This is a genomic window from Photorhabdus namnaonensis, assembly GCF_001684335.1.
Taxonomy (GTDB): domain Bacteria; phylum Pseudomonadota; class Gammaproteobacteria; order Enterobacterales; family Enterobacteriaceae; genus Photorhabdus; species Photorhabdus namnaonensis.
Window position 1 is genome coordinate 107819 of sequence record NZ_LOIC01000088.1, and the last position, 26826, is coordinate 134644.

At 39.6% G+C, this 26826-nt stretch carries 22 protein-coding genes; 16 read left to right on the top strand and 6 right to left on the bottom strand.

What is annotated here, in order from left to right:
- Complete coding sequence (gene hcaD, locus Phpb_RS19585; RefSeq protein ID WP_065391823.1) at positions 1-1170, top strand: phenylpropionate dioxygenase ferredoxin reductase subunit; 1170 nt, start codon at positions 1-3, stop codon at positions 1168-1170.
- Between the two features lie 77 nt (positions 1171-1247).
- On the opposite strand, the gene Phpb_RS19590 is transcribed toward hcaD, so the two are convergent.
- The 3 genes from Phpb_RS19590 to tnpA form a co-directional block, all read right to left on the bottom strand.
- On the bottom strand, positions 1248-1523 hold the full coding sequence (locus tag Phpb_RS19590; RefSeq protein WP_082302646.1) for a hypothetical protein: 276 nt from the start codon (positions 1521-1523) through the stop codon (positions 1248-1250).
- 455 nt (positions 1524-1978) lie between these two features.
- Positions 1979-3589: an ABC transporter substrate-binding protein gene (locus Phpb_RS19595; RefSeq protein WP_065391824.1), complete on the bottom strand. Its 1611-nt coding sequence runs from the start codon at positions 3587-3589 to the stop codon at positions 1979-1981.
- Between the two features lie 496 nt (positions 3590-4085).
- Positions 4086-4511, bottom strand: coding sequence for an IS200/IS605 family transposase (tnpA, locus tag Phpb_RS19600; RefSeq protein WP_065391825.1), 426 nt, complete (start codon positions 4509-4511; stop codon positions 4086-4088).
- A gap of 56 nt (positions 4512-4567) precedes the next feature.
- On the opposite strand from tnpA, the gene Phpb_RS19605 reads away from it, so the two are divergent.
- The gene (locus Phpb_RS19605; RefSeq protein WP_065391826.1) at positions 4568-5740 is read left to right on the top strand and encodes an RNA-guided endonuclease InsQ/TnpB family protein; all 1173 of its coding nucleotides are present in this window, start codon (positions 4568-4570) and stop codon (positions 5738-5740) included.
- Between the two features lie 164 nt (positions 5741-5904).
- Positions 5905-6594, top strand: coding sequence for a hypothetical protein (locus Phpb_RS19610; RefSeq protein WP_065391827.1), 690 nt, complete (start codon positions 5905-5907; stop codon positions 6592-6594).
- A gap of 57 nt (positions 6595-6651) precedes the next feature.
- Here the strand turns inward: Phpb_RS19610 and Phpb_RS19615 are convergent, their stop codons facing one another.
- Positions 6652-7278 carry an RES family NAD+ phosphorylase gene (locus Phpb_RS19615; RefSeq protein WP_065391828.1) on the bottom strand — a complete coding sequence of 209 codons (627 nt, stop codon included), beginning with the start codon at positions 7276-7278 and terminating at the stop codon, positions 6652-6654.
- A gap of 684 nt (positions 7279-7962) precedes the next feature.
- Here Phpb_RS19615 and Phpb_RS19620 point away from each other — a divergent pair.
- The 11 genes from Phpb_RS19620 (at position 7963) to Phpb_RS19670 (ending at position 22289) form a co-directional block, all read left to right on the top strand.
- A complete protein-coding gene (locus Phpb_RS19620; protein ID WP_240492623.1) occupies positions 7963-9216 on the top strand; it encodes a beta-ketoacyl-[acyl-carrier-protein] synthase family protein in 1254 nt (417 codons plus the stop codon).
- Between the two features lie 5 nt (positions 9217-9221).
- Positions 9222-9998: a hotdog family protein gene (locus tag Phpb_RS19625; protein WP_065391830.1), complete on the top strand. Its 777-nt coding sequence runs from the start codon at positions 9222-9224 to the stop codon at positions 9996-9998.
- A gap of 12 nt (positions 9999-10010) precedes the next feature.
- Positions 10011-10256, top strand: coding sequence for an acyl carrier protein (locus Phpb_RS19630; protein WP_065391831.1), 246 nt, complete (start codon positions 10011-10013; stop codon positions 10254-10256).
- 217 nt (positions 10257-10473) lie between these two features.
- On the top strand, positions 10474-11034 hold the full coding sequence (locus Phpb_RS19635; RefSeq protein WP_036775689.1) for a hypothetical protein: 561 nt from the start codon (positions 10474-10476) through the stop codon (positions 11032-11034).
- Positions 11035-11057: 23 nt separating this feature from the next.
- A complete protein-coding gene (locus tag Phpb_RS19640) occupies positions 11058-12068 on the top strand; it encodes a hypothetical protein (protein WP_065391832.1) in 1011 nt (336 codons plus the stop codon).
- A 176-nt stretch (positions 12069-12244) separates the two neighbouring features.
- Positions 12245-17122 (top strand): RHS repeat domain-containing protein, encoded by a 4878-nt coding sequence (locus tag Phpb_RS19645; RefSeq protein WP_065391833.1) that lies wholly within the window; start codon positions 12245-12247, stop codon positions 17120-17122.
- Positions 17123-17573: 451 nt separating this feature from the next.
- On the top strand, positions 17574-19391 hold the full coding sequence (locus tag Phpb_RS25090) for a HEAT repeat domain-containing protein (protein WP_065391834.1): 1818 nt from the start codon (positions 17574-17576) through the stop codon (positions 19389-19391).
- Positions 19392-19393: 2 nt separating this feature from the next.
- Positions 19394-20317, top strand: a complete 924-nt coding sequence (locus Phpb_RS19655; RefSeq protein ID WP_065391835.1) for a HEAT repeat domain-containing protein — start codon at positions 19394-19396, stop codon at positions 20315-20317.
- Positions 20307-21230: a hypothetical protein gene (locus Phpb_RS19660; protein ID WP_065391836.1), complete on the top strand. Its 924-nt coding sequence runs from the start codon at positions 20307-20309 to the stop codon at positions 21228-21230. Before Phpb_RS19655 ends, Phpb_RS19660 begins: the two co-directional genes overlap by 11 nt.
- A 71-nt stretch (positions 21231-21301) precedes the next feature.
- The gene (locus Phpb_RS19665) at positions 21302-21484 is read left to right on the top strand and encodes a hypothetical protein (protein WP_065391837.1); all 183 of its coding nucleotides are present in this window, start codon (positions 21302-21304) and stop codon (positions 21482-21484) included.
- A gap of 109 nt (positions 21485-21593) precedes the next feature.
- Entirely contained in the window at positions 21594-22289 is a 696-nt protein-coding gene (locus Phpb_RS19670; RefSeq protein ID WP_065391838.1) for an SDR family oxidoreductase, read from the top strand.
- Between the two features lie 104 nt (positions 22290-22393).
- On the opposite strand, the gene Phpb_RS19675 is transcribed toward Phpb_RS19670, so the two are convergent.
- Entirely contained in the window at positions 22394-23191 is a 798-nt protein-coding gene (locus tag Phpb_RS19675; RefSeq protein WP_065391839.1) for a PLAT/LH2 domain-containing protein, read from the bottom strand.
- A 592-nt stretch (positions 23192-23783) separates the two neighbouring features.
- Here Phpb_RS19675 and Phpb_RS19680 point away from each other — a divergent pair.
- Entirely contained in the window at positions 23784-24320 is a 537-nt protein-coding gene (locus Phpb_RS19680; protein WP_065391840.1) for a hypothetical protein, read from the top strand.
- Between the two features lie 122 nt (positions 24321-24442).
- On the opposite strand, the gene Phpb_RS19685 is transcribed toward Phpb_RS19680, so the two are convergent.
- Complete coding sequence (locus Phpb_RS19685; RefSeq protein WP_420848366.1) at positions 24443-25642, bottom strand: MFS transporter; 1200 nt, start codon at positions 25640-25642, stop codon at positions 24443-24445.
- Between the two features lie 195 nt (positions 25643-25837).
- Between Phpb_RS19685 and Phpb_RS19690 the strand changes: the two genes are divergently transcribed.
- Positions 25838-26752 (top strand): LysR family transcriptional regulator, encoded by a 915-nt coding sequence (locus Phpb_RS19690; protein WP_065391841.1) that lies wholly within the window; start codon positions 25838-25840, stop codon positions 26750-26752.
- The last annotated feature ends 74 nt before the right edge of the window (positions 26753-26826 follow it).

Here is a 26826-nt window from a genome sequence, read left to right on the forward strand (position 1 = left end):
ATGCGGAATCAGACTTTTGTTATCGTTGGAGCAGGACAAGCGGGGGCGATGGCCGCCGCAACCTTAAGGCAGCAGCAGTTTGATGGCGATATTATTTTAATTGGTAAGGAATATCATGCGCCTTACGAACGGCCAATTTTATCGAAAGAGTATTTAATCAACCCAGATGAAGCGCCTAAATACTTGTTCTCCGAAGATTTTTATCTAAAAAACCGGATAGATCTACGCATAGGCCAATCGGTCAGCCAGATTATGCCATCAAAACATTGTGTTGTTTTAGAAAATGGCGGCGAGCTTAGGTATGACAAACTCCTGCTTGCTGTGGGGGCAAGAGCCAGACGATTTCCGCTCCTCGATCAACTGGGTGAAAATGTTTATACCCTGAGGACGTTGGATGATGCGCAACGTTTACGCCAGGCGGTGAAAAAAGACAAACGGATTTTGATTGTTGGTGGTGGTGTAATTGGCTTGGAACTAGCGGCGACTTCCTGTGAATTGGGAGCGAATGTCACGGTTATCGAACAGACGGATAACATCATGGGGCGTTGTGCCCCGCCGTTATTGCAGGATTATCTTTTGAATCGTCATCAGGAAAACGGGGTGCAATTCTTCCTTGATACCAAAATTGTTTCCGCACAAAAACAAGGGAGTGAATTAGTACTTATATTGAACACCGGAGAAAAGGTGATCGGAGATATTATTATTTATGGCATCGGCGCCGAATTCAGGGATCAGCTTGCCGCTGATGCCGGTTTGGTAACTAATGGCGGTATCGTTATTGACAGCCGTTGTCAGACTTCTGAACCGGATATTTTTGCTGCCGGGGATGTTTGCCTCCAGAGAGAACCACTAACAGGTGATCTCCAGCGCCGTGAAACCTGGGAAAATGCTAACCGTCAGGCGACTATCGCCGCATATGCCATGATGGGATTGGAACCCCCGCAGCCAGGCGCTCCGTGGTTCTGGACCGATCAGTGGGGCATTAACATCCAGATGGTTGGCAACATGCAGGCTGAGGAGTGGCATGTTCAGGGTGATTTGCAATCAGATAAGGCCATTTTATTTGGTACAGAAAATGAAGTTTTAGTCGGTGCCGTCGCGATTAATCAGGGAAGGGAAATGCGCAATTTACGGAAATTACTTGCTAATCCTACGGTTGTTCCGGTGTAGTATTTGAATAGTTAGTTTTATAGGAATAAGCAGTTTTATTATTGCTATTGGTGATCCTCTAGAGGATCACCAATAATCTATGTCAAATTAACGGGGTTGGAGTGAAGGGGTAAGATGAGGCGACCATGATCTGTAATAGACATTTCATTAACAACAATATCGCTGTTATACAAAATAAAATATGATTCTATTATTAAGTCTTTTTCTAATACCATTACATAACCGCGTTGATCACTGCGGGTCCACTGATCATCTTTTCCAGGGTCTAATGGCCAATATTTGTCGTTACCATCAGAATTCCAAGCACTAACTGAAACCTTAATCTGATTTTTCGAATTATTTTTAACTTTCATAATAATCTCCAAAATTATATATTTATGAAATTTAATTATATTTGATACGTAGATAATGTGCATTTGCAATATTGTATTATATATAAAAAAAACATTATCACATCTGGTATTTTTGATAGTTTTTATGAGATTTTTACTATTATAATTCAGTGGTAGATTAGTACTACAGCCGTACTTCCTTTTTTCAACAGAATAAGCGTTCATAGGAATCAAATCATGCGATTTCTTTGCGTCATGAACATCAGAAAAAACACGGATTTTGGGTTTATACGACCATAGTACTAATATAAAGTTAACAATTCATATGTTAATTTTTGCCGGATTTTAACTTCGTATTGTGATCAGGCTATTAAATTGGTTTGTTAATTAAAGCTATAGAGTAAATCATTACGGTTTAAAACGAATCATATTGTTTTAAACCGTAGTGTTTGTTTAAATGTAAAAATAATATTACATTAGTGTTTAATAACATAAAGATCTTTCGATGACATAAGACCAAGTGGGCTAATATAATATCCACCAATATAAGGTTTTATTAATCTGGCGCTAACGTAGTAATAAATAGGAATTGACGGGACATCTCTTGTAAGAATATCTTGTGCTTGCTGGAAATACTCTATGTTGTTTGTCGCTTTGGCTTTACTGATCAGATCATCATAAATATCGTTATGATATAATGATGTATTATTAGAACTATTGGTGACATAATTATTTAAAAACGAAGCAGGATTATCGTAATCAGCTATCCATGCGTGTCTTACCAAATCAAAGTTACCTTGATGCATGGTGTCTAACATGGTTTTCCATTCTTGATTTTGTAAAACAGCATCCACGCCCAGATTTTTCTTCCACATTGAGGTGGCTGCGATAGCAATCCTTTTATGATCCTCTGATGTATTATAAAGAAGATTAAGTTTCAATGGGTTGTTTCTATTATAACCCGCTTCATTCAATAACTGCCGGGCTTTTTCAATTCTTTTTGCCAGAGTCCATGATGCATAATCCGGCTGTTTTAAGTTCATTCCTCCTGTGCTTGGTGGAGTATTATTATAGGCCGGCTTTTGGCCTTGCCCCAGGACTTTATTGGTTATGATGTTCTTATCTAAAGCCAGATTGAGTGCCTGTCTGACTCTAATATCGTTAAAAGGGGCTTTTTGGGTGTTAAATTCGTAATAATAAACACCTAATTTTGGAGAAATATGGACCTGACTACCTAACTTGGTTTTTAAAGAGTTAAATAAAACCGATGGGATATTTTTTGTGATATCTATCTCTCCTGCCAAATAACGGTTTACCACCGCTGTTTCTGATGTGACGTTAAGATAGGTGACTTTATTAATCACGGTGTGTTCATTATCCCAATATTGTGGATTTCTGACGCCAATCACTTTTTCGTTAACGATCCATTCAGAGAGTTTGAATGGGCCACTACTGACAAACACATTTGGTTGAGTCCATTTCTCACCATACTTTTCAACCGCTTTTTGGCTGATAGGCACCATAACTGGATGTGCCAGCATATTTAAAAAATAGGATAACGGTTGCTCTAATGTTACTTCTAGCGTTAAATTATCCAATGCTTTTACACCTAATTCATCGGTTTTTTTCTTACCTGCAAGAATATCTTTGGCATTTACTATATGCATGTTTTCAATATAACTGCCATACGGGGACGCCATTTGGGGATCAATTAAACGCCTCCAACTAAAAACCACATCGTGAGCGGTAATCGGTGAACCGTCAGACCATTTTATTCCTTCTCTTAGATGAAACACCCAAGTTTTATTATCGTTAGTTTCCCAACGGATAGCTAAATTAGGATTAAACTTACCATCATTTCCTATACTGACTAATCCACTAAAAAAGTCGTTTATAATATCAAATTCAACATCACTTTCAACTTTATGCACATCAAGAGAAGCAGGCTCTGAACCATTATGACGAACAATATTCTGGTCGGTTGCCAGTTGTGTACCGGGTGGAATAATTGCTGCATGAGCTAATGTCAAGCTTCCAAGCATAACTCCTGTAAATAAGGATATATTTTTTATTGTTTTTTTCATCATGATTTCTCCAGTAATAACGGGTTTTTTCGGGTTAATGTTGCAAATTGTAACGCCTGAAATCGGACCTAGGGTAAATAATTAGACTGAACGTGGAGCTAAAAGTAATTATAGCTAAATATGTATTATTTCATTCCAAATGTCTTTGATTAATAATTTTATTTTTCTAATTACCCTGTTTAAAGAGTGATAAAAATAACCTGAATGACTTATTTTTATAAGAATTTATCTGAGCATTGTTATTTTTTTATTAAAAAAATTTATTTAACAACAATATTATCTGTTTCAGATATTAGTTGGTTTTTAACTTTGAAAATCGTGTTTTGTGAATTAACTCGCAATTTCTCAAAAGTGTGATTTCCTGCTACTGTCGGGTATCAACGAAGATTTATGTAGTGTAAGAGGTGAGTATGAATGTTGTAGATTAGCAAAATCCGCCGTAAACCCTCGCCCAATGCGGGCGGGGATATAAGGCGAAAAGCCCGTAGGGCTTTAAAGATCAATCAGGCGTTGTCTGGCTTTGAACATAGGCTCTGAGCGTTTCAATCGTTGCTCCTCCGGTGCTACAGACAAAGTATGATCTTGACCATAAAAGCCCCGTTTTACTCTGCATCCGTAAATGCGTGTTTTGCTGGCGCAGCAGACGCGACGACACGGATTTCAGATTGTTGACCATCACACTGACAGCCAGTTTTGGCGGATAGGCAACCAGCAGATGCACATGGTCTGGTTCTCCGTCCATCTCAATAATTTCACATTCGAGTTTTGCGGCAGCAGAAGCAAAAGCATGCCGCAACTGTTCTATCATGCGTCCATCAAACAGTCTACGGCGGTATTTTGTCGTAAAAATCAGATGCACAACAAGTTTGCTGACACTATGCCGTTTACGGAAGAACCCCTCCAGTAAATCATCGTGATTACTCAATTGATATATTCCACTAACCTGTTAAAATAAAAGTATTATATCAATGAGCGCTGACGATGTTAAGAGCCACGAAAGTACGCATTTATCCGACACCGGAACAGGCTGAGTTTCTCAATGCCCAGTTCGGCGCAGTTCGTTTTGCGTACAACAAAGCTCTGCACATCAAAAAACAGGCTTACCAGCGCCACGGTGTCAGTTTAAGCCCCCGTAAAGATCTGAAACCGCTGTTGGCAGTCGCGAAAAAATCCCGTAAATATGCATGGCTCAAAGAGTATGATTCCATCGCATTACAGCAGGCGGTCATTAATCTTGATGTGGCTTTTTCCAATTTTTTTAATCCGAAACTGAAAGCGCGTTTTCCGGCATTTAAAAGTAAGCATGGAAAGCAATCAAGCTATCATTGCGTTGGGGTTAAAGTGCTTGATAGCGCGATCAAGATCCCGAAAGTTTCACCGATTGAAGCGCGTTTACATCGTGAAATTACGGGCACATTGAAAAGTATCACGCTGAGCCGCAGCGCAACGGGGAAATATTATGCTTCAATACTCTGCGATGACGGGACAGAAGTGCCAGCGAAACCAACATTGATATCAAATGTTACGGGTCTTGATATGGGACTATCGCACTACGCCATTAAATCGAATGGTGACAAAACCCCGAATCCCCGCCATCTCATCAATGCCAGTCGCAACCTGCGACGTAAACAGAAAGCGTTGTCCCGTAAGAAAAAGGGGAGTGCGAACCGTCGTAAAGCCCGTATACAGCTTGCGGGTGTGCATGAACGGGTAGCCAATACCCGTGCTGATTTCCAGCATAAACTCTCCCGCACAATTGTTGACGAAAGCCAAGCGGTAATTGTGGAGACACTGAAAGCAGCAAATATGATGAAAAATCCCCATCTGGCACGTGCTATCGGCGATGCCGGATGGTCTGGGTTCATCACAAAACTGGAATACAAGGCCGCAGAGAAAGGTGTGCATCTGGTGAAACTGGATCAATGGTTTGCCAGTTCAAAAACCTGTCACTGTTGTGGTCACAAAATGCCGGAAATGCCGTTAAATAGGCGAATCTGGCAATGTCCAGAATGCGGAGTTGAACATGACCGCGATATCAATGCGGCAATCAACATTGAACGCAAGGGCATACTGGAATTATGTGCGGCGGGACTCGTCGTGCAATCTGCCCATGGAGGCCAGCGTAAATCCGTCATACAGACGGTTGCGGCCTAGGAAGTGGGAAGCCTCGCTCGACAGGGCGGGGAGCAGTCACCGGGTGTGTAAGATGATGGCGGTTGTTCTTGATAATAGCACCCAATACAGATGGGTAAGATTTGCATTGGTTAACGATTGTATGTATATTCTTTATACCATCAATCGTTAACTCGAGGTGCATTATGCAAACTGTGTATAGGAAAATCAAAGTCAATAATAACGCGACGGCACCTCATCATGAGTACGATGACGCTGATGTAGCGGCTGATCGCCTTGTGAATATCATTAAGGAACTGGCTGATGGTATTCGTAGTAAAGGTAAGGCTAATATCAAGCATCAGCTAGCGTTGCCGGATAATCAGTTTCTGATGAATATGTTGTTTTTGGCGATACCAGCACGAGCGCTTGCCGAACTGACGCCGGAAAAGAAGAGGTTACTCAATCGTGTGCGTAGCCGCGCGCGCTTTTTTGACAACGTGCGTGAAAACGGTGGTGTGTTAAATTCTGCCGAGGTAGCGAGTTTGCTCGGTGTTAGTAAAGTCACAGTTAAAAAGAAAAAGGACACCGGTAAATTATTGGCCTTGGAATACGATGGTGAGTTTATTTATCCGGCTTTTCAGTTCACCGATGATGAAAGTAAAGGCGAAAAAGGCGTGCTCAGGGGGGTGACGGAGATTTTGTGGCATCTTAATCACGTTAGCGGTGTGATGCAGTACGGATTTTTCGTGCAGAAACGTAATGTACTGGATCACCGTTTACCAGAAGGTCAAGAGTTCACGGTTATTGCTTTGCTGAGAGAGGGTGTTTCGGATGATAAGCTTCAACAGATAATCCGTTTAGCCAAGTTGTTTGGCACTCAAGATGCTGCATAGAAATATAGAAGCATAGTAAAAAGAGAGGGAACGGGCACATACCGGCTCCCCCTTTTGTCATATTACGGGGATATCCAGGTCGTTCACCAAGATATCCTCGGCAATTTCTCCTTCATACTCAAATTCCCTAAGCACCTTGAGTTCCTCGGTGCGTATCGTGCCTTTACCCGAAGGATCGTCATGCCAGAGCACGATGCATGGCTCAAGCGTAACGTTGGACATGTAGGCAAGTCCATCCGCGTGCGGTGACAGCTTCGCCGCGAGTTGCTGCGTGATCCGGTAATCTGTGCCGGTTAGCTGATGGGCAGTGATGTGCATTTTTGGCGCAAGCCGGGTAATGTCTACAATACGTAACTCTTTCTCTGTCACTAATGTCGCCATATGATACCCATCCAGTTCCCGGTCTGTAATGGCTGGCAGACGTTGAAACACCTCCTTCATCGATGTTCTTGGCGAGTTGGCAAGATATAAATTACCAATTGTGCCGTTCGTTAATCCGTACCGGGTATGTCCTCCATCGCGGTTAAAGAATACGCCGCTGCCTCCGTATTCACCCTCTTGTAGTCGGTAAAAAATTGTGCCGACTGAGATGATAATGATACTTTGCGTAATTTTATCGATGGTGAGGGTGTCTAACTGTTGCTTTGTCACTGAGTCAGGGCTTGCCTCTGATTTTGTTACCACTGAACACTCCTGTATTCTTGCCTGTTTCAGCCATATGTTGCCTCCGGTTTTATTACATTAACTGGACAGTAAAGATGCCCAATGCTGTGTATTCGTCCAGTTGTGTCAGTATATTACAAACCACAGGACAGGGGATATGTTTTGATACAGAAAATGATTGAAAAATGTACCTCATTGTATGCTGTCAGTTAGCCGTGAGAATATGCGGTAGGACAATATTAATGTATTCATTGCTGATGTGCTTATTCACGAGAATAATATGAAATATTTATTATATTATTTAATTTAATTGTATTTCTGGATTATTAATGTAATAATTGAATTCATATGCTATGAAATGAAGATTGCGCAATAATTAAAGCTATTGTTTTTATTTTATCTTTATACAATGATATGCTTTATTAAATAGAATAATAAGTTAATGATAAATAAACCCTCGGGGTTTATCATGATATTACAGCCGAATGTGATGTGAATAATTATTTTCTCATGGATATTTATCATCGGTTTTATTACATGGGTAAAATAATCCATCAATTAGTTTTACATAATTCACAAATAGCGATTCAAATAAGCAGAAATATTGAAAATACTTATTTATGATTATGGTGATATATCTTCATTAGCCTACTTTTATAACTAGGAAAATTGACATTTTCAATCCATGTATGAATGGTAACCAATATGCAGAAAGCTCAAAGAGTTGTTATTACAGGTATGGGAGCGGTAACACCGATTGGTGAAGATGTTGAATCATGTTGGCAAAGTATTATTGAGAAACAACATCGATTTCACAGAATTGAATTTCCCGATTCATTCATTAATTCGCGTTTCTTTTCCTTCCTTGCACCAAACCCATCCCGTTATCAGTTATTACCAAAAAAGTTGACTCATACGCTTTCAGATTGCGGAAAAGCAGCGTTGAAGGCGACTTATCAAGCTTTTACGCAAGCATTTGGTGTGAACATATCACCGGTTGAATATTACGATAAATATGAATGTGGAGTCATCCTTGGCAGTGGTTGGGGAGCTATCGATAATGCTGGAGATTATGCCTATCAATATAAGAAAGCTAAATTAGCTCATCCTATGAGTAATCTCATCACCATGCCAAGCGCCATGACGGCGGCATGTTCAATTATGTATGGGCTGCGTGGTTATCAGAATACTATGGCGGCCGCCTGCGCAACGGGCACAATGGCAATAGGTGATGCCTTTGAAATTATTCGCTCAGGACGTGCAAAATGTATGATTGCTGGAGCCTCTGAATCACTTACTCGGGAATGTAATATTTGGAGTATTGATGTACTGAATGCATTATCAAAAGAGCAAACGGACCCAAATCTCGCATGTTGTCCATTTAGCCTTGATCGCTCAGGGTTTGTATTGGCCGAAGGAGCGGCGGTGGTTTGTTTGGAAGATTATGATTCGGCCGTCGCGCGTGGTGCGACGATTCTGGCGGAAATTAAAGGTTACGCTCAATATTCAGATGCCACTAATTTAACTCGGCCAATAGAAGATATTGAACCTAAAATATTAGCGATAACCAAAGCCATTGAACAGGCACAGATTTCGCCGGAAGATATTGACTATATTAATGCTCATGGCACTTCTACACCGTTAAATGATCTTTATGAAACCCAGTCAATTAAAGCAGCGCTGGGGCAGCATGCTTATCAAGTCCCCATATCAAGTACAAAATCTTATACCGGTCATCTTATTGCTGCGGCCGGCAGCTTCGAAACTATTGTATGTGTAAAGGCATTAACTGAAAATTGCTTGCCGGCGACATTGAATTTGCATCGGGCCGATCCAGATTGTGACCTTAATTATTTACCTAATCAACATTGCTATACCGCTCAACCAGAAGTGGCGCTCAATATTAGTTCAGGTTTTGGGGGGCATAACGCTGCGTTGGTTATCTCTAAGGTAGGGTAACTGATATGTTGATTTTTGAAATAGAAGATATTGAACATTGGTCGAATTTTTCCGGGGATTTTAATCCTATCCATTATCCGGCGAAAAGCCAGTCTTTACATAATATGCAGCAGCATCCGGTTCAGGGGATGTTGAGCCTGCTATATGTGCGGCAACAGTTCTCTCAATTAACTTCAGCTTTTACCACTGGGATATTGAATATTGATGTGTCTTTTCGTCAACATGTTTATACCGCATTACCACATCAACTGAGAATTGATACTAAAAACAAAACGTTTAAATTGGAAAACCCTGACAAAGAAAGCACGTTGTTCGGCAATACCCGCATAGAAAATACAGTGGAGTCAATTGAAAATTGGATCGTTCAGGATAACTGTCAAAGATTAACAATAACAAGGGAAGAAGTTTGTGAAAAATATGCTGTCTTTAGGCACTATTTTCCGAGTGTTACTTCTGTTGGCTGGTTCCTGGATGCACTTGCTTTTCATCTTGTCATTAATTCGACAAGTTTTCTTAATTTTGAACACTATCATTTTAATCAGTTACAGGATTACCTGAATCAATCCTTTACTTTGCATACTGGTCAGGCAATTAAGATAAATAAAACGATTGTTAATAGTACGCTATTACCATCTGAACCGGATATCTGTATTGAGTTAAACCCGCCATTAATGATTAAAAATGGACCTAAAGACTATATTCGTATTTTTCATTATCGATGTTTATATGATAAAAAACCTATTTTCGTGTCAAAGGTTTCAATTGTCTCTAAGATGAAATAAAAGGAAAGCGAAATGCCAACACAAAGTGATATTTTTACTAAGATAAAGGATAGAATATTAGTGATGAAGGATATCGAAGAGGAGGAAATAACACCAGAATCTTCCTTTGTTTCGCTTAAATTTGATAGCCTTGACTATGTGGAAGTTCAGGTTTTTGTATTGGAGATGTATGGTATTAGTATTAAAGCTGAACTTTTTTCAAATCATTCTATTTTAACATTAAATGAACTTACGAATTATATAGAGTCTAATTTATAAACTGAGATTTTAATTTTCATCATTATACCCTATAGATTTCAAGATGCATCACGGCGGCAAGGGAGCGAATCCCCGGGAGCATAGATAACTATGTGACCGGGGTGAGTGAGTGCAGCCAACAAAGAGACAACTTGAAAGATGACGGGTATAAACCACCTCGTCGAGAGGTGGTCTTTTACTCTAACCCTATTTTTACTATTAACATTTAGAGGTTATAATGAACATTCTAGAAAAAGGTAAAATTGCTGCTTTATATTCAGCCTATACAGAGACAGAAGGTTCTTCGTGGGTTGGAAACCTATGCTGTTTTTCAGTTGATCGAGAACATTTGCCTATTATTGTGAATGGACGTCGTTTTTTGATTGAATTTGTTATTCCAGATCATTTACTTGATAAAACGGTTGAACCCAGAATATTCGATTTAGATATTAATAAACAGTTTTTACTGCGCCGTGATCATCGTGAGATAAATATTTATCTTTTAGGTGAAGGAAATTTTATGGATAGAACGACGACAGATAAAAAACTATTCGAATTAAACGAAGATGGTTCACTATTTATTAAGACGTTACGCCATGCTCTTGGTAAATATGTTTCTATTAATCCTTCAACTACACAATTTATCTTTTTTGCACAAGGAAAATACAGCGAATTTATCCTGAACGCCTTGAAGGAATTTGAAGACGAATTATCAAAACGCTATCGCGTCAGAATTATTCCTGAATTGCAGGGGCCATATTATGGCTTTGAACTTGATATTATTTCTATTACAGCTTAATTCACAATATTATGGAGAATGTTATGGAAAAGAGAATAACAACATTTACCATTGAGAAAACTGATGATAGTTTTTATGCTAATGGTCGGCATCAATGTATGGTGAAAATCTCTGTACTTAAACAAGAATATAGGAATGGTGATTGGGTAAAATTAGCGTTAAGTGATGCTGAAAAAAGATCGATTCAGGTGGCGGCGTTAAGTGATAGTCTTATATACGACCAATTAAAAATGCCTTCAGGTTGGACAACGACAGAGATAAGAAATCGATATGATCTTGGGTTATTAAATGGTGTTTATCGTATTGATGCTTCTATTAATGAGCCGGCAGTAGATCATGCGGGAGATTGCTGTACAAATGAAAGCTATCAGAAAAGCGTGAAGAGTGTTCCTGAATATATCTATCGTTATGTTAGTAGTAATAGAACAAGTACAGAGTATCTAATAGCGAAAATGACCTTCGAAGATACGGATGGGAAACGCACACTCACAACGAATATGTCAGTTGGTGATGAAGTTTTTGACAGCAAGATTTTATTAAAAGCTATTGCTCCTTATGCAATTAATGCAAATCAATTGCATGAAAGTACCAATATATTGTTTGATAAAACAGAAGAACCAACGAAATCGGATACTCATCATCAAACAATTAACCTTTATCGCTGGACATTGCCATATCATTTGAGGATTCTTGAAGGGAATGATAGTACTGTTAATAGAATATATGCACTTGGTAAAGATCCATCAGATGATAGATTCCTGACAAGAGGAAGGGTATTTAAACGAGGAACTTCATATGTAAATGCACGTGATAATGTGAGTGGAGGATGTGTTATGGACTATGGTTATAGCGTATCGGTCCCGGACACGCAGCTTGCCGCTGAAGTACTCCATGTGACAGGATGTTCATGGACGAGTGGTTATTATGATGGATATCATGATGTCACAATCATTGATAACTACGGTTGTCAGCATAAATTTAGAATATCCTCGGTTAATATTGGACGTGCGCTGAGCATAGCAAGAATAAGTTGATTTTCCTTAGTAAAGAACCTTTGTCTATGCCGGTAATCGCATATGTGTTTACCGGCAATTAAGATATTCCATTATTGAAATGGAAATATAGAGATATCTGTTATTGTAAATAAATGAATGGCTAAATGGATATTTAGTTTGGCTATAATCTTAGTTAACCAAACAGGAAATTTAAAATGAAAGTTAACGATATATATTCCAATGCTTTTAATTTTGGATCTTATATTAATACTGGTATTGATCCTAGAACGGGTCAGTATAGCGCAAATATCAATATTATCACGTTAAGACCAAATAATGTCGGCAATATTGAACAGGTATTTAATCTATCATTCTCGCCATTAACAACGTTAAATAATGGGTTTGGGATTGGCTGGCGATTTTCATTAACAACATTGGATGTAAAAACACTCACATTTAGCCGAGCAAATGGAGAGCAATTTAAATGTAAACCATTGCCGCCTAATAATAATGATATTAGCTTTAAAGATAAAAAGTTAAAAGATTTACGCGTATATAAGCTCGATAGCAATACCTTCTATGTTTATAACAAAAATGGCATTATAGAAACACTGAAACGAATTGGATCGAGTGATATAGCAAAAACGGTTGCACTTGAATTTCCTGATGGCGAAGCGTTTGATTTAATTTATAATTCACGATTTGCATTATCCGAAATAAAATACCGTGTAACTGGTAAAACTTATCTTAAACTCAACTATTCTGGAAATAATTGTACATCGGTCGAATACCCTGATGATAATAATATCTCTGCGAAAATCGCTTTCGATTATCGTAATGATTACCTTATTACAGTGACGGTACCTTATGATGCTTCTGGTCCTATTGATTCTGCCAGATTTAAGATGACCTATCAGACGTTAAAAGGAATATTTCCGGTTATTAGTGCTTTTCGTACACCGACAGGTTATGTTGAGCTGGTAAGTTATAAAGAGAATGGACATAAAGTGACGGACACGGAATCTATTCCTTATGCTGCTGCATTGATTATTCAACCGGGTAATGGGCAGCCGGCGATCAGCAAATCCTATGAATATAGTTCAGTGCATAATTTCTTGGGCTATTCTTCTGGTCGGACAAGCTTTGATTCTAGCCAGGATAATTTGTATCTGGTCACAGGGAAATATACCTATTCATCCATTGAACGGGTTTTAGATGGTCAAAATGTCGTTTCAGTAACAGAAAGAGTGTTTAATAAATTCCATTTAATGACCAAAGAAGCGAGAACACAAGATAATAAGAGAATTACAACAGAAATTACCTACAATGAAGATCCGTCAAAAGGTTTCTCCGAGCAACCAGAAAATTTACAACAACCATCTCGGGTATTAACGCGTTATACAAACTTACAAACCAATACTTCACGAGAAGAGACCGTTAATATTAAAAGCGATGATTGGGGAAATACGCTACTTATTACTGAGACCAGTGGGATACAGAAAGAATACGTTTATTATCCTGTGAATGGTGAAGGGAATAATTGTCCTGCCGATCCATTAGGTTTTTCCCGATTTTTGAAATCAGCTACGCAAAAAGGATCGCCTGATGCCGCTCAAAGTGTCGCGAATAGGGTGACTAATTACACATATCAGAAATTGCCTACGTTTACAGGTGCTTATATAAAGGAATATGTCAGTAAAGCTTCAGAAACCACAGATAATAAAATAGTGAGAACCTTTAGCTATGTTAATTCACCGACAAACAAATCTCATGGATCGTTAGCGAAAATAGCGTCGGTAATGAATAACCAACAAACGGTCACAACATTTAAATATGAATATTCAGACAGTGAGATGACCACGAACTCTACAGTGACGGGGTTTGATGGTGCGCATATGGAATCGAAAAATGTGACCTCTATTTATACACATCGGCAGCTTCGTAAAGTTGATGTGAACCGTGTGATTACAGATCAGTCTTATGATCTTTTAGGCCGAATTACAGGTCAAATTATTGACCCTGGCACGACAAAAGAGACTAAACGCAGTTATGTTTATCAATATCCCGGTGGTGACGAAAATGATTTTTGGCCGGTGATGATAGAAATTGATCCCCAAGGTATCAGGCGTAAAACCCATTACGATGGACTGGGGCGTATTTGTTCGATTGAAGAACAAGATGATGATGGTACTTGGGGTACATCGGGGATTTATCAAGGCACATATCGCAAAGTGCTCGCCAGACAATATGATGTTTTGGGGCAATTAATCAAGGAAATTTCAAATGATTGGCTATGGGATTTATCTGCTAATCCTTTGGCTCGTCTGACGACTCCTTTGGTTACAACGAAAACTTATCAATATGATGGTTGGGGAAATCGTTACAGCACGGAATACAGCGATGGTCGGATAGAACTGGAAATCCATGACCCTATTACGAGGACAATTATTCAAGGGGTCAAAGGGTTGGGGATGTTAAATATTCAGCAAAATAGCTTTGAGCAGCCCGCTTCAATTAAAGTTGTGTATCCTGATGGTGCGATATATAGCACTCGTACCTATCGTTATGATGGATTTGGTCGTACTGTGACTGAAACAGATGCAGAAGGTTACTCTACCCAAATTGAGTACGATGTATTTGATCGTATCGTGAAAAAAACATTGCCAGATAGCACAATATTAGAATCCGCTTATGCAAGCTTTAGCCATGAAGAATTAATTTCCGCACTGAACGTGAATGGAACACAATTAGGCTCGTTAGTTTATGATGGTCTTGGGCGAGTCACCAGCGATACGGTGGGTGGTCGCAAAACAGAATATTTATATGGGACTCAAGGTGATAAACCTATTCAGTCTGTCACTCCCGCGCGTAATAAACAAAATATAGATTATCTTTATTCTCTCGGCAGTGTGATGTCCAAATTCACCACAGAGACAAGCCAGCAAAACTTTCGTTATTATCCCAAAACGGGGGCGCTATTATCTGCGTCAGAGGGAGTATCCCAGAGTAATTACAGCTATTTCCCATCGGGTGTATTACAGCACGAATCGTTTTCTCGGGATAATAAACCCGTTTCATCGGGCGATTACCGTTATACGATGTCTGGCTTGATTCAGCGTCATAAAGATAGTTTTGGTCATAATCATGTTTATAGTTATGACGGACAAGGAAAATTAGTTAAAACAGAGCAGAGTTCACAATACGCTACATTTGAATATGACAATGTTGGGCGGTTAATAACAACAATGACAAAAGACACAACGTCATTATCCCAATTAACCACAAAAATTGAATACGATGCTTTTGATCGAGAAATAAAACGCTCGCTAATTAGTGACTTTGCAATGCAAGTAATGACTTTAAGCTATACAAAGAATAATCAAATTAGTCAACGTATCACCTCCGTCGATGGGGTGGTTATAAAGAATGAACGTTATCAATATGATAGTAATCAACGCCTAAGCCAGTACCAATGCGAAGGGGAGCAATCTCCGGTTGACCATACCGGGCGTGTGTTAAATCAACAGATTTATCATTATGACCAATGGGGAAATATTAAACGGATTGATAATACATATCGAGATGGTAAGGAAACAGTGGACTATCATTTCAGCCAAACTGATCCAACTCAACTTATTCGTATTACCAGTGATAAACAGCAAATAGAGTTAAGTTATGATGCCAATGGTAATCTGACGCGCGACGAAAAAGGGCAGACGCTTATTTACGATCAGAATAATCGCTTGGTACAGGTAAAAGACAGTAAAGGTAATCTGGTATGCCAATATCAATATGATGCATTGAACAAATTAACCGCACAAGTTTTAGCGAATGGTACGATGAATCGTCAGTATTATGCATCAGGTAAAGTGACGAATGTTCAATTAGGAGATGAAACCATTACCTGGTTGAACAGCGATAAGCAACGGCTTGGTCATCAGAGTACCAAGAACGGCCAGTCCGTCTACTATCAATATGGCACGGACCATAATAGTACGGTTGTAGCCAGTCAAAACGAAAACGAGTTGATGGCTTTGTCCTACACTCCTTATGGTTTTAGGAGTTTAATTTCTTCATTACCGGGTTTGAATGGCGCGCAGATCGATCCAGTGACCGGTTGGTATTTCTTAGGTAACGGATATCGTGTTTTCAACCCAGTTTTCATGAGATTTCAAAGTCCCGACAGTTGGAGTCCTTTTGGTCGGGGAGGGGTTAATCCCTACACTTATTGCGAAGGCGATCCCATAAATCGGATTGATCTGAACGGTCATCTTAGTGCCGGCGGGATATTAGGCATTGTGCTAGGGGCAATTGGTATCATTGTGGGCATTGTGTCACTGGGGGCTGGCGCGGCAATTAGTGCAGGTTTAATTGCCGCGGGGGGAGCGCTTGGCGCTATTGCTTCTACCAGTACACTCGCAGTGACTGCGACGGTTATTGGATTGGCGGCTGATTCGATAGGGATTGCGTCAGCGGCATTATCGGAAAAAGATCCGAAAACAGCCGGAATATTAAATTGGGTTAGTGCGGGGTTGGGGATTTTAAGCTTTGGCATCAGTGCAATAACCTTTACCTCTTCGCTGGTAAAATCGGCCCGGAGTGGTTCCCAAGCGGTCAGCACGGGTGTTATCGGGTCAGTACCGATTGAATTTGGTGAAATTGCCAGTCGTTCTAGCAGACGCTGGGATATCGCTTTATCCACGGTGTCATTGAGTGCGAATGCTGTGGCGCTCTCTACCGGAATAGCAGCTTCCGCCGTTGCGGGTAGTAATGCGAATGCGGCGAATATCTTGGGATGGGTCTCCGTGGGTTTTGGTGCGGTGTCAACAACTTCGGGGCTAATCAACCTTGCACGTACTGCTTATGCAGTGAATCATCATACTTGGGAACTCAGTTCATCGGCAGGCGCTTCGGAAGGAAGCGAAGCCTATACTTTATCTCGTTTTACGCAATTGGAGCCGGAAGCGGTAAATGTTCATCCATCCATTCGGGCAGTTGAAGTGAATCAAGCATTCCGAAATAGTACCGGAAATCTATTTAGCCAATCGTCTGTTGAAACCCGTAATGTGTTGCGAGGCCGTTTGACCATATAAAGATTCTGTGGGCTGAACGAAATAATAATCAGGGGGCGACGTCTGTGTCGCCTTTTTGGTTTCTTTGAGGTAAAAAGTGGAATGAAATGTTGTCAAGGGTTATAAGTGTTAATTGTAAAAAATGTGATTATATTCACGTTTATATGTCGATATAATGCCTCTGATTATTTAATTTTATTGCACTTACTATACGAAACTGCCTTATAATTTTATTTTTAATAAATTATTATCTCATTATGAAATTAAAATAAATTATTTCTAGATCATATTCTTGAGTTTGTTTTTTTATCCAGTTCCGGTTCTAATTAATGTGCTACAAAGCGCATCTTGACCTATTCAAATTAATAAGCGCTTATATAATGGTTCCTTGCTATTCTAGCATCATGACCTATTATTTTTTTATCTACCTACCTATCTCTCTCTTCGCTATCATCAAAAGTCGGGATCACATATGAACGCTTATATTAAGTACGTTAAAAAATTTAATGAAGTTTGTGAGCATTATCAGATGCATAAGATAAGAGAAGATGAACAAGTTTATGATCCAGTTAATAAACCTGTGATTATGTCAGCTAAGTTAATAAAAGAAGCTTTTAATCCTGAGTTGTTTTCTGATGATGCTTTATTTTCACTATTTAACATATTGAAAAAAGAAATGATGGTTTCTCAGGAGTCTTTAATCCGGGTATATATAGAGGGAAGATTGAGTGCGGAACACATTGATCCTATTCTTTATACTGAGCCTAATGAAAATGAGACATTTGAGAGTTGGATATCACGAGCTACTGGAGGTGAACGGTTCTGTGTTATTGTCAATGATACTGAACGTTGGTCTGATTACATTTTTCAAGCAGTTTCTTCTATTTTCGCTCCTTTGCGAAAAATTCTTGGGGAAAGAAATACTTTCATAGGAACTTGTCTGTTTATTGGTAACTATGGATACACGCCATTTGGTGTTCATCTTGATGATCCTTATAGCTCGGTAGTGCATTTCCATTGTGGGCCTAACGCCAAAGAAATGTCTTTGTTTAATAAGGATGTTTTCGAAAAAATAGAAGGGATTAAGTATCGGTTTAATATGGATAAACTACGGCCCTACGCTGATAACTGGATAATAGAAGCCGGTGATATATTTATTCTTCCACCACATCATTATCATATTGGGAATACGCCGCAATACTCAGTTGGAATGGGGATTGTAGTGAATAGAGAGACAGAAGATCGTTTGGAAAATATGCTGATTAATAAAGGTATTGCCCAGTCAATCGCTAAAAAAGGTATTGATAATCTTATAATTGAAGCAGAAGAAAAAAATATTTCTCTATCAGACTGGTTACGTGCTTCACGTGATAGTTATTTTACCTCTCTATATGAAAAACAGGGACTGCCTAAAGCTGGTCAGAGTAAACGGTTACATTTTGATGAGCAGGAAGCGGAAGAAATTTCCAAGTTGGACCAATTGGAGAAAATAATTACTAAGAAGATGGCGGATAATGGTGGAGATTTCTGGTCGGTTGGAGAAGTTTTGGCTAAGTTATCGCGTGATAATATTATCGATATATTGAATGATCTATTGGAAAAGAAAGAAATTACTGATAAATATGAACTTCTCTCCGAAGATAGTATTTATATTCATCGGCAGAAAAACTTTAATTTACTTGTTCGCTTTATTGGTAAAACGAATAATGAAAGACTGTACGTCAATGAATTCGATACTTTTATCATCAATCCATCACAAGAGGCAATACAAGTTCCTTATTATAAATGCAAAATTAATCATAATGATCCATTTGTACAACCAGAAGCATTGACCTCATTAGGCGTTTTTACTTTCGAACCAAACCAGCTATATAGCTTTAAAGCTTACGAGGATATTCTTGATTTCGGTTATGAGAATCGTAATGGCTCTTTTTTACTCATTGCACATTCAGAGGCTAAAGGGTGGATTAGCTGGATTTATGATCGAATGAGTCTACAACCCGTCGAAACCATTTGCACTAATTTAAGTGCGTCACGTATTCAGCTGTATGTTCGGCTCTTGGGAGCGATGAAATATCACGGTGCAAGTACTGTACTGGAGAAACTCGCAACATCTGACTATGCCAATTTTGTTCGCTGGGAGGCGGTTGAAAGCCTGGCACAGATTGATAGTGCCGCATGTCTGGAATTGTTACACCAGATAGCCCGTGAAGATACCGATACGATGATGCGTGAAACGGCAAAAAATAGTTTACGGCTCAATGGATTTGACGTTGTAAGGGAGGACTAAACATGGCGATAAAATTGGTGGTCGAACCTGGCTTTCAAATCACTTTGACGGCTTTAATTGAATATTTGACCGATTCCGGCGTGCTCGAGAGTCTGAGAGCATCCTGTTATAGCCAGGATGATATGTTAAATACGGCAACCCATCTTAAGGCTTTAGCGCTTAATCGCCATGAAGTATTGCAACATATAAGTAACGCTTTAGTGACTCCTGAAACTTTCCAATATACCAATAATGGACAATCCCAAAGTTATGTTTTGTACACTTGTCCAATTTTTACATTGCGTCTGATGGTTTGGATACCTGCGGGATTTCAGGCTCGGAGTATCCCTTTTTCCTATCGTTATGCCCATGATCATGCATTTGACCTGATGAGTGTTGGTTTCTTTGGGCCTGGATACCGTACCTCTCTGTATGGTTTTGACTATTCTCAGATCGAGCAGAGTGACAGTGGGGAAACACTTTTCAGCTACGCGGGGGATATGTTTCTAGAAGAAGGGGATATTATTTATTATTACGCCAATAAGGATGTGCACATTCAGCACGAACCTGTTTCGTTGTCAGCATCTTTGAATCTCATTATTCCTAAAAGTATTCCTTCGGTTCGACAAACGATTTTTGAACTATCGGAATCGGAAGGGCGTATTGTTGGCAAACCAATATTCAATAGTTTGCAACGGGTAGTTTCTCAGCGTTCGATTTTCTCATTGATGGCATATCAGGGGAATCGACGTACACAAAAACTGCTGATCCATATTGCTAAAACTCACCAGTCGGAAGAAGCCAGGGCGATGGCATGGGCTGCTATTCTTCGTCATCGGGCCTCACAACCGTTGATTGATAGCGCGCTGGATGATAACAGCAACTATGTCCGTAACGCGATTCAGGCAGTGTTGGAAACTTTGCAGGAGAAAATTCATGACTCTTGAATTCACGCCTAAACCAGGTAAGCCATTGGCATTGCCTGAGCTGGTTCAACTTTTGAAGACCAGTAGTATGGTGGACAATGTTTCCTGTGGTCATTACCAACGGGAAGAGATAGAAATAGCCAGTCAATGGTTGGTAGATTTCGCGGCTAACAAGCAAGAAATATTGGACATCATCTGTAACCAATTAGTATTCCCTAACCAATTTCAGTCAGGGAACGATGTCCAACCACCGACATTTATTCTATACAGCGACCAGAGATTTGCTGTTCGTATGGTTCTGTGGTTACCGCCTGGGCCTCAGTCCGCACCGGCCCCATTTTCCTGGCTAGAACCTCATGACCATAATTTTGATTTTTTGACCACTAATTTTTTTGGTGATGGCTACACTACACGTCTTTATGAGTATGACTATGACAGTGTTGATGGCGTTGAGGGTGAAGAAGTCGCTATGAATTACTTTGGCGAACAAATGTTATCCCCAGGCAAAGTCATATTTTTCTTTCGCAGTAAAGATATGCACATTCAATTTCCACCACCAAATTTATCCGTCTCTATCAATATCATCATTCAACCCAGAGGGAATGGACAGCGCCAATATGAATTTGATCTGGATAGGGAAAATAATGCTGACTTTCAGGTTGCACGTATTAAAAACGGGCGATTTGAACGGTTTCGTGCACATAAGGCTTTGTTTTCTGTTTTGATGAAAGAAGGCAATGAACGTAGCAGAGAGCTACTGCATACAATTGCCAGTAGCCATACCCGTGAAGAGCTACGTTCCATCGCTTTTGTTTCCATGCTGAGTTTTTCTACCGATACACAATATCGTGATCAGGTTTATCACCTTGCCATGAGTGATCCCAGTAGTTATGTCCGTGTGCAAGCTCAGCAATGCATGTTAACGCTGGCCTAGCGAGCGTTAATAGTACCGCGTCGTACCAGACGCACATTTTACTATCTAATATAAAAAAAGAGGTAAATTATATGAAACATACTAAATTGGGCAAGATTGAGACAGGCCAAATGGAAAACTCTCTCCGGTTAGCGACTTTTTCCCAACCGGTTAGTTTGGCTGGGGCCGTACCGCGCACCTTATCTGGTAGTGAAGCGGGAAGGGTGCTTGGCTTTGGCTGTCGCTCTTGTACCGAATCATCAAAAAACGAGTAATAAATAATTCTGTAGCTATTTGATAGCAATATAAAGTTAAGCGGATTTCTAATTGGCGAATAATACCACCGGATGGAGGTCCGCTATTTTGCGTTATTAGGGAGGGAAAATGTTGCGTGGTAAACGAGTATTACTTACCGGCGCCAGTGGTCTGCTTGGTCACGCAATCACTGAAATGCTTGCAGGCAGTGGTTCCCGAATGGTGGTAACTGGAAGATGTGAGAATCGACTTAAAGAATTGCCTCAACAATATCAGGGTAATTGCGAAATATACTCATTTTCTGGGGATATATGTCATGATAATTTCCGCCGGCAGCTAATAGATTTCACCTGTGCAAAGTTGGGGGGATTAGATATATTAATCAATAATGCCGGTGCTTTCCATTTTGGCAATTTGATGGATCTAATACCGGAAGAAATTGATCAGGTTATTACGACTAATGTCACTGCTTTAATTCATATGACATATCTCGCCTTGCCACATCTATTATCAAGCGCACAGCCCTCCATTATCAATATTAGCTCCTTGGCTGGAAAAGCCAGCTTGCCAGGGGCCAGTTGTTATGCAGCATCAAAATGGGCAGTCATTGGGTTTACTGTAGCGTTACAGCAAGAATTATGGAAACAAGGTGTACGAGTATGTGCAATTTCACCGGGCCAGCTTGAGATGTTAGGCGCGGTATTACCAAATGGTGTAGGGACTATCCCGCTTTCATCCGTCACTGACGCGATTGTTTTTATTCTTCAGCATCCAGCAGGTAGTTGCCCGGCTGAAATTGTTTTACGGCCGATAGCGAGTTGTTAATCATAAATAAAGTATTACTTGTCTGTTGCTCTTAACTAATTTAGTCACTTATCCTCCTTGCCTCTTAGGATGAGGAGGATAAGAGTTTACGATGCGAGAAAATTTCAAATGTAATCTTCATTGCACTCTTTTAATACCCAGCGATCTTCTCCATCCAACCATTCAGTAAAACTGAATGTGGATTTGACTAACCCATCACTCACTCCCTGTCGCTCAATGGTCAAAGTGGAGGGCTTCCAGCCATTCCCTTCTTCTTTCTGGAGAATGACGCGGGTAATGGGACCAATCAGGTCGTGTGGGGTATCAACTCGGAAAGATTCAGTATCACCTCGGGAAAACTCCCCCAGAAAGTTATTCATTAGTATGAATTCTGAAGCATTTCCATGTGAATCAATAAGCTGTACAAAAACGTGATCATTTGTTTCTGCATTTTTATCAGCAGAAGTTGCGACCGTAATCAAAAACTCGCTGCAATGCTGTTCTGTTTTATCATTTACTCGTTCGAGATATTGTGACAAGGGGAATGAAGTAGAACTGTTAGAAATCCAATGCGATTCTGTTGTGTGATAAAATTGCCCATTGCTTGTGTTAGTCACAAATATATGCTGGCAGTTCCAATCATCTTTATTCTCAACATACATGGTTGTTGATACTAACGAACTGTTATCTAATGGCAAATTAAAATCATCGGTTCTGAATTTATTGAAATCTCCCTGTTGAAACAGATCGTTATCGTGTCCACCATCAGTATGGTCTTTAAGTAATACTTTCGATGATTGAGAAGTGTTAGTCTGTAATGTCATATGTACTTGTTTGTCATCTGCCTGGCTTCCACTATCCTTCCCTGTTACGGTGGCAATTTCGAATGTTACTAGGGCTGCACTTGTATTGGAATTATTCATAATTACTCCTGATATAATAATGGTAATACATGTAAATTATTTGAGGATATTCATCTCATGTACAGAATACATTCTGAAATAGTGATTGTTTTGCTACTATTATTATGGTTTGTATTATCTTGGAAGCATCATCGCCAGTGAACTCGGATTATAATACAGCTGTAACTCATATTTTTCCATGATGACCTCCTCTTTTCTTCCTTAAAATAAGGGGAAGTGTCAGTATAATCCCGAAATTTTATTATCATTCAAAGTGATGAGCATAAGGAGATTAATCCGGTGTATTCTCATTTCTCGATTTCCTGTCTATTCCCAGATGGAAATAATCTTCCTGTATATTATTTTAATATTGATATCGGTGCTAATAATAATTTTGCAGTAGGTGAATATTTTGCACTTATCTTAAATAAATTTCGGTATTTTACTATTTCCTTAATCATCTTGTTATTTTCTTAGCAATGTGATGAATATGAAGTGATTTTGATCGTGGAATGTTAGCGGTAATCAGATTATGGCATTATACTGTGAAAAAGAGATAATAAACAAGGTTGGGGCGATTGAGCCAAGTAAATCAATTAAAAGATGAGGCACAATGATGACTAATATTTATGTAAACAAATATGCTCCAAATGGTATCGTGATGAAATTCCCATTGGCGCCCGATAGAAAGATAGAGAAGTGGAAAGCGGAGAATTTGAATTTTCGCATTGGTACTCCAGGGTTTATATGGTTGAATGGCCAGAATATTTCAGAATTTCGCAACTTATTTTTTTATCCAAATATTTCAAATCTTTATCTTGCATTTACGTTTAAAGCACAGTTTTTCACTCCACGAAATTTTACCGCAGAAATGTCTAGGGAGAAGCCAACTCAAGATTGGTTCTTCAATAATGGGGAATACGTTGAAAACGGTTTTGATAATTTTGGCATTTATTCCGATGATACTGGTGCCGGAGAGTACAGCATAAATTTAATTGAACCCTGTTGTTATATTATAAAACAGGGTGAATTGAGTTATAGTGGTAAAGGTTCCATCTTTCCAAATCTATCTTTTTTTGTAAAAAATAAAGTGAGTTCGAATTTTTTAGCAAATTTAATTTCTACAGATTTTGAAGTCATTATTAATTAGTGAATGGTTTGATTATATATACCCAATGGATTTCAAGATGCGTCGCGACGGCAAGGGAGTGAATCCCCGGGAGCATAGGTAACTATGTGACCGGGGTGAGTGCGGCTCATTCTCTCTTTCTATTATCTTGCCTCTGGAAGTTTGGCGAGTTTAAATCCTAAAAGTAGGGCTAAAAAGAGAAGAATAGCAATAAATAAAACAACGCCATTCCAACCTGATTGGAGCCAAAATATACCGCCCAAAGTACCTGCCACACTTGAACCAAAGTAATAACAGAACAGATAAAGGGAAGACGCTTGTGCTTTAGCCCGTCGCGCCCGACGTCCGACCCAACTGCTGGCGACAGCATGTGCGGCAAAGAAACCGAAAGTAAGGACTATCATGCCAATGATAATTGTCACCACAGATGAGAATAAGGTAATAAGCGTACCGATTAACATCATACTTATCGTCGCGATCAGCACTTTTCCGAGTCCATATTGATGGGTTAATGTGCCCACTTTAGATGCGCCGTATGTCCCTGCCAAATAAACAATAGATAACATACCGACAATTGACTGATTAAAATGATAGGGTGAATCTAATAAACGATAACTTATGTAATTAAATAGGGTAATAAAGCCGCCCATGAGTAAAAAGGCTTCAAAAAATAGTAACGGCAATCCTTTATCACGAAAATGTAATCTCAAATTGATTAATAAAGATTTAGGCTTGAGAGAACTTGGCCGAAAATGGCGCGATTCAGGTAACATGCGCCAAAATATCATTGCCGCAATTAATGCCAATAAACCTAATACAATGACAGAAACCCGCCATGAGAAATAATCAGTGATAACACCTGATATTAATCGTCCACTCATGCCGCCAATAGAATTACCACTAACATAAAGTCCCATTGATAAAGCGACAAAATTAGGGTGGATTTCCTCACTAAGATAAGTCATTGCAACGGCGGCTACGCCACTGAGAGATAAACCAACCAGAGCGCGTACAATCAGAATTCCATGCCAACTGGTTATATATGCACTGAGTAAAGTGAAAAGCGCAGCGGCAAATAGCGCTGTTACCATCACATTTTTACGGCCAATCGCATCAGACAGAGGGCCTGTGATTAATAAGCCCAATGCCAGCATGCCAGTTGAGAGAGATAAAGATAAACTACTGGTAGCGGGAGAAACGCCAAAATCATCCGACAACATGGGTAAGATTGGTTGGACGAAGTAGAGTAGGGCAAATGCGGCTAACCCTACGGTGAAGAGTGACAACGTAACCTTAACATATAGGGGATCGTCTTTCTGAATATGATTTTTCTTATTTTGAATATGTTGGACAAGATGGTTATCACGAGTCGGATTTTCATTGATACTATTACTGCTAGGACTGGCGCTCACATAATTTCCTTACTTAACTCATTAGCTAGCTGGTATTTTTATGAAGATCAAGCATATGAATTGCAAAATATTTTGTCTAATATATTAATCATTAATAATAATATCTATTAGATCTCAAAGGTGATTATGGCTATTGAATTGCGGCATTTACGCTATTTTATTGCAGTGGCGGAGGAGTTACATTTTGGTCGTGCGGCAGAACGGCTTAATATTTCACAGCCTCCATTAAGCCAACAAATTCAATCACTTGAAAATAGTATAAATGCGCGGTTGTTAGAACGTAATAACCGTAATGTGAGCTTGACGCCGGCAGGTAACATGTTTCTGAAAGAAGCTTATCAGATCCTGGCTCAGGTTGATGCCGCCGCAACTAAAGCAGCAAGAATGCAAAAAGGAGAATTAGGTGAAATATCTATCGGTTTCACCTCTACGACGCCCTTTATGCATAAGGTTACTCTGAGTTTACGGCAATTTCGGGAGCGTTACCCGGAGGTCGCTATTCATATGCATCAGATGAATACTAAGCAGCAGATTGCGCCATTACTGACTGGTCGGCTCGATGTTGGCATCATGCGTAATACCCAGTTGCCAGATAATCTTGAGTATCGGCTATTATTTCGAGAACCTTTTATGCTTGCTGTTTATGATGGACATCCTTTACTGGAATATGCTCCGCAGGGAATAAAGCTCGAAATGTTGGCAGATTATCCGATGGTGTTTTTTGAACGCGAAGTAGGGACTGCTTTGTATGATGAAATCATGACATTACTTGCTCAAGCAGGCGTGATACCGATGATTTCACAGGAAGCAGGCGAAGCAATGACCATTCTTGGGCTGGTTTCCGCGGGATTAGGCGTCAGTGTTGTGACTGAATCTTTCACCCGAATGAAAGTGGATGGTGTCCAGTATATTCCATTAGTTAGTAACCATTCTTGCTCTGAGGTCTGGTTGGTCAATCACAAAAATCGGCCAATATCGGCCGCAGCGGACAGGCTGATAAACCTACTCATATCTAATATATTAAATGGAAAAAATAAGTAGAAATCAGCTAAATTTCGTGCTGAATATCACATATTTACTGAAAGAATCATACTTTTTGCCTAAAACCTCGACAT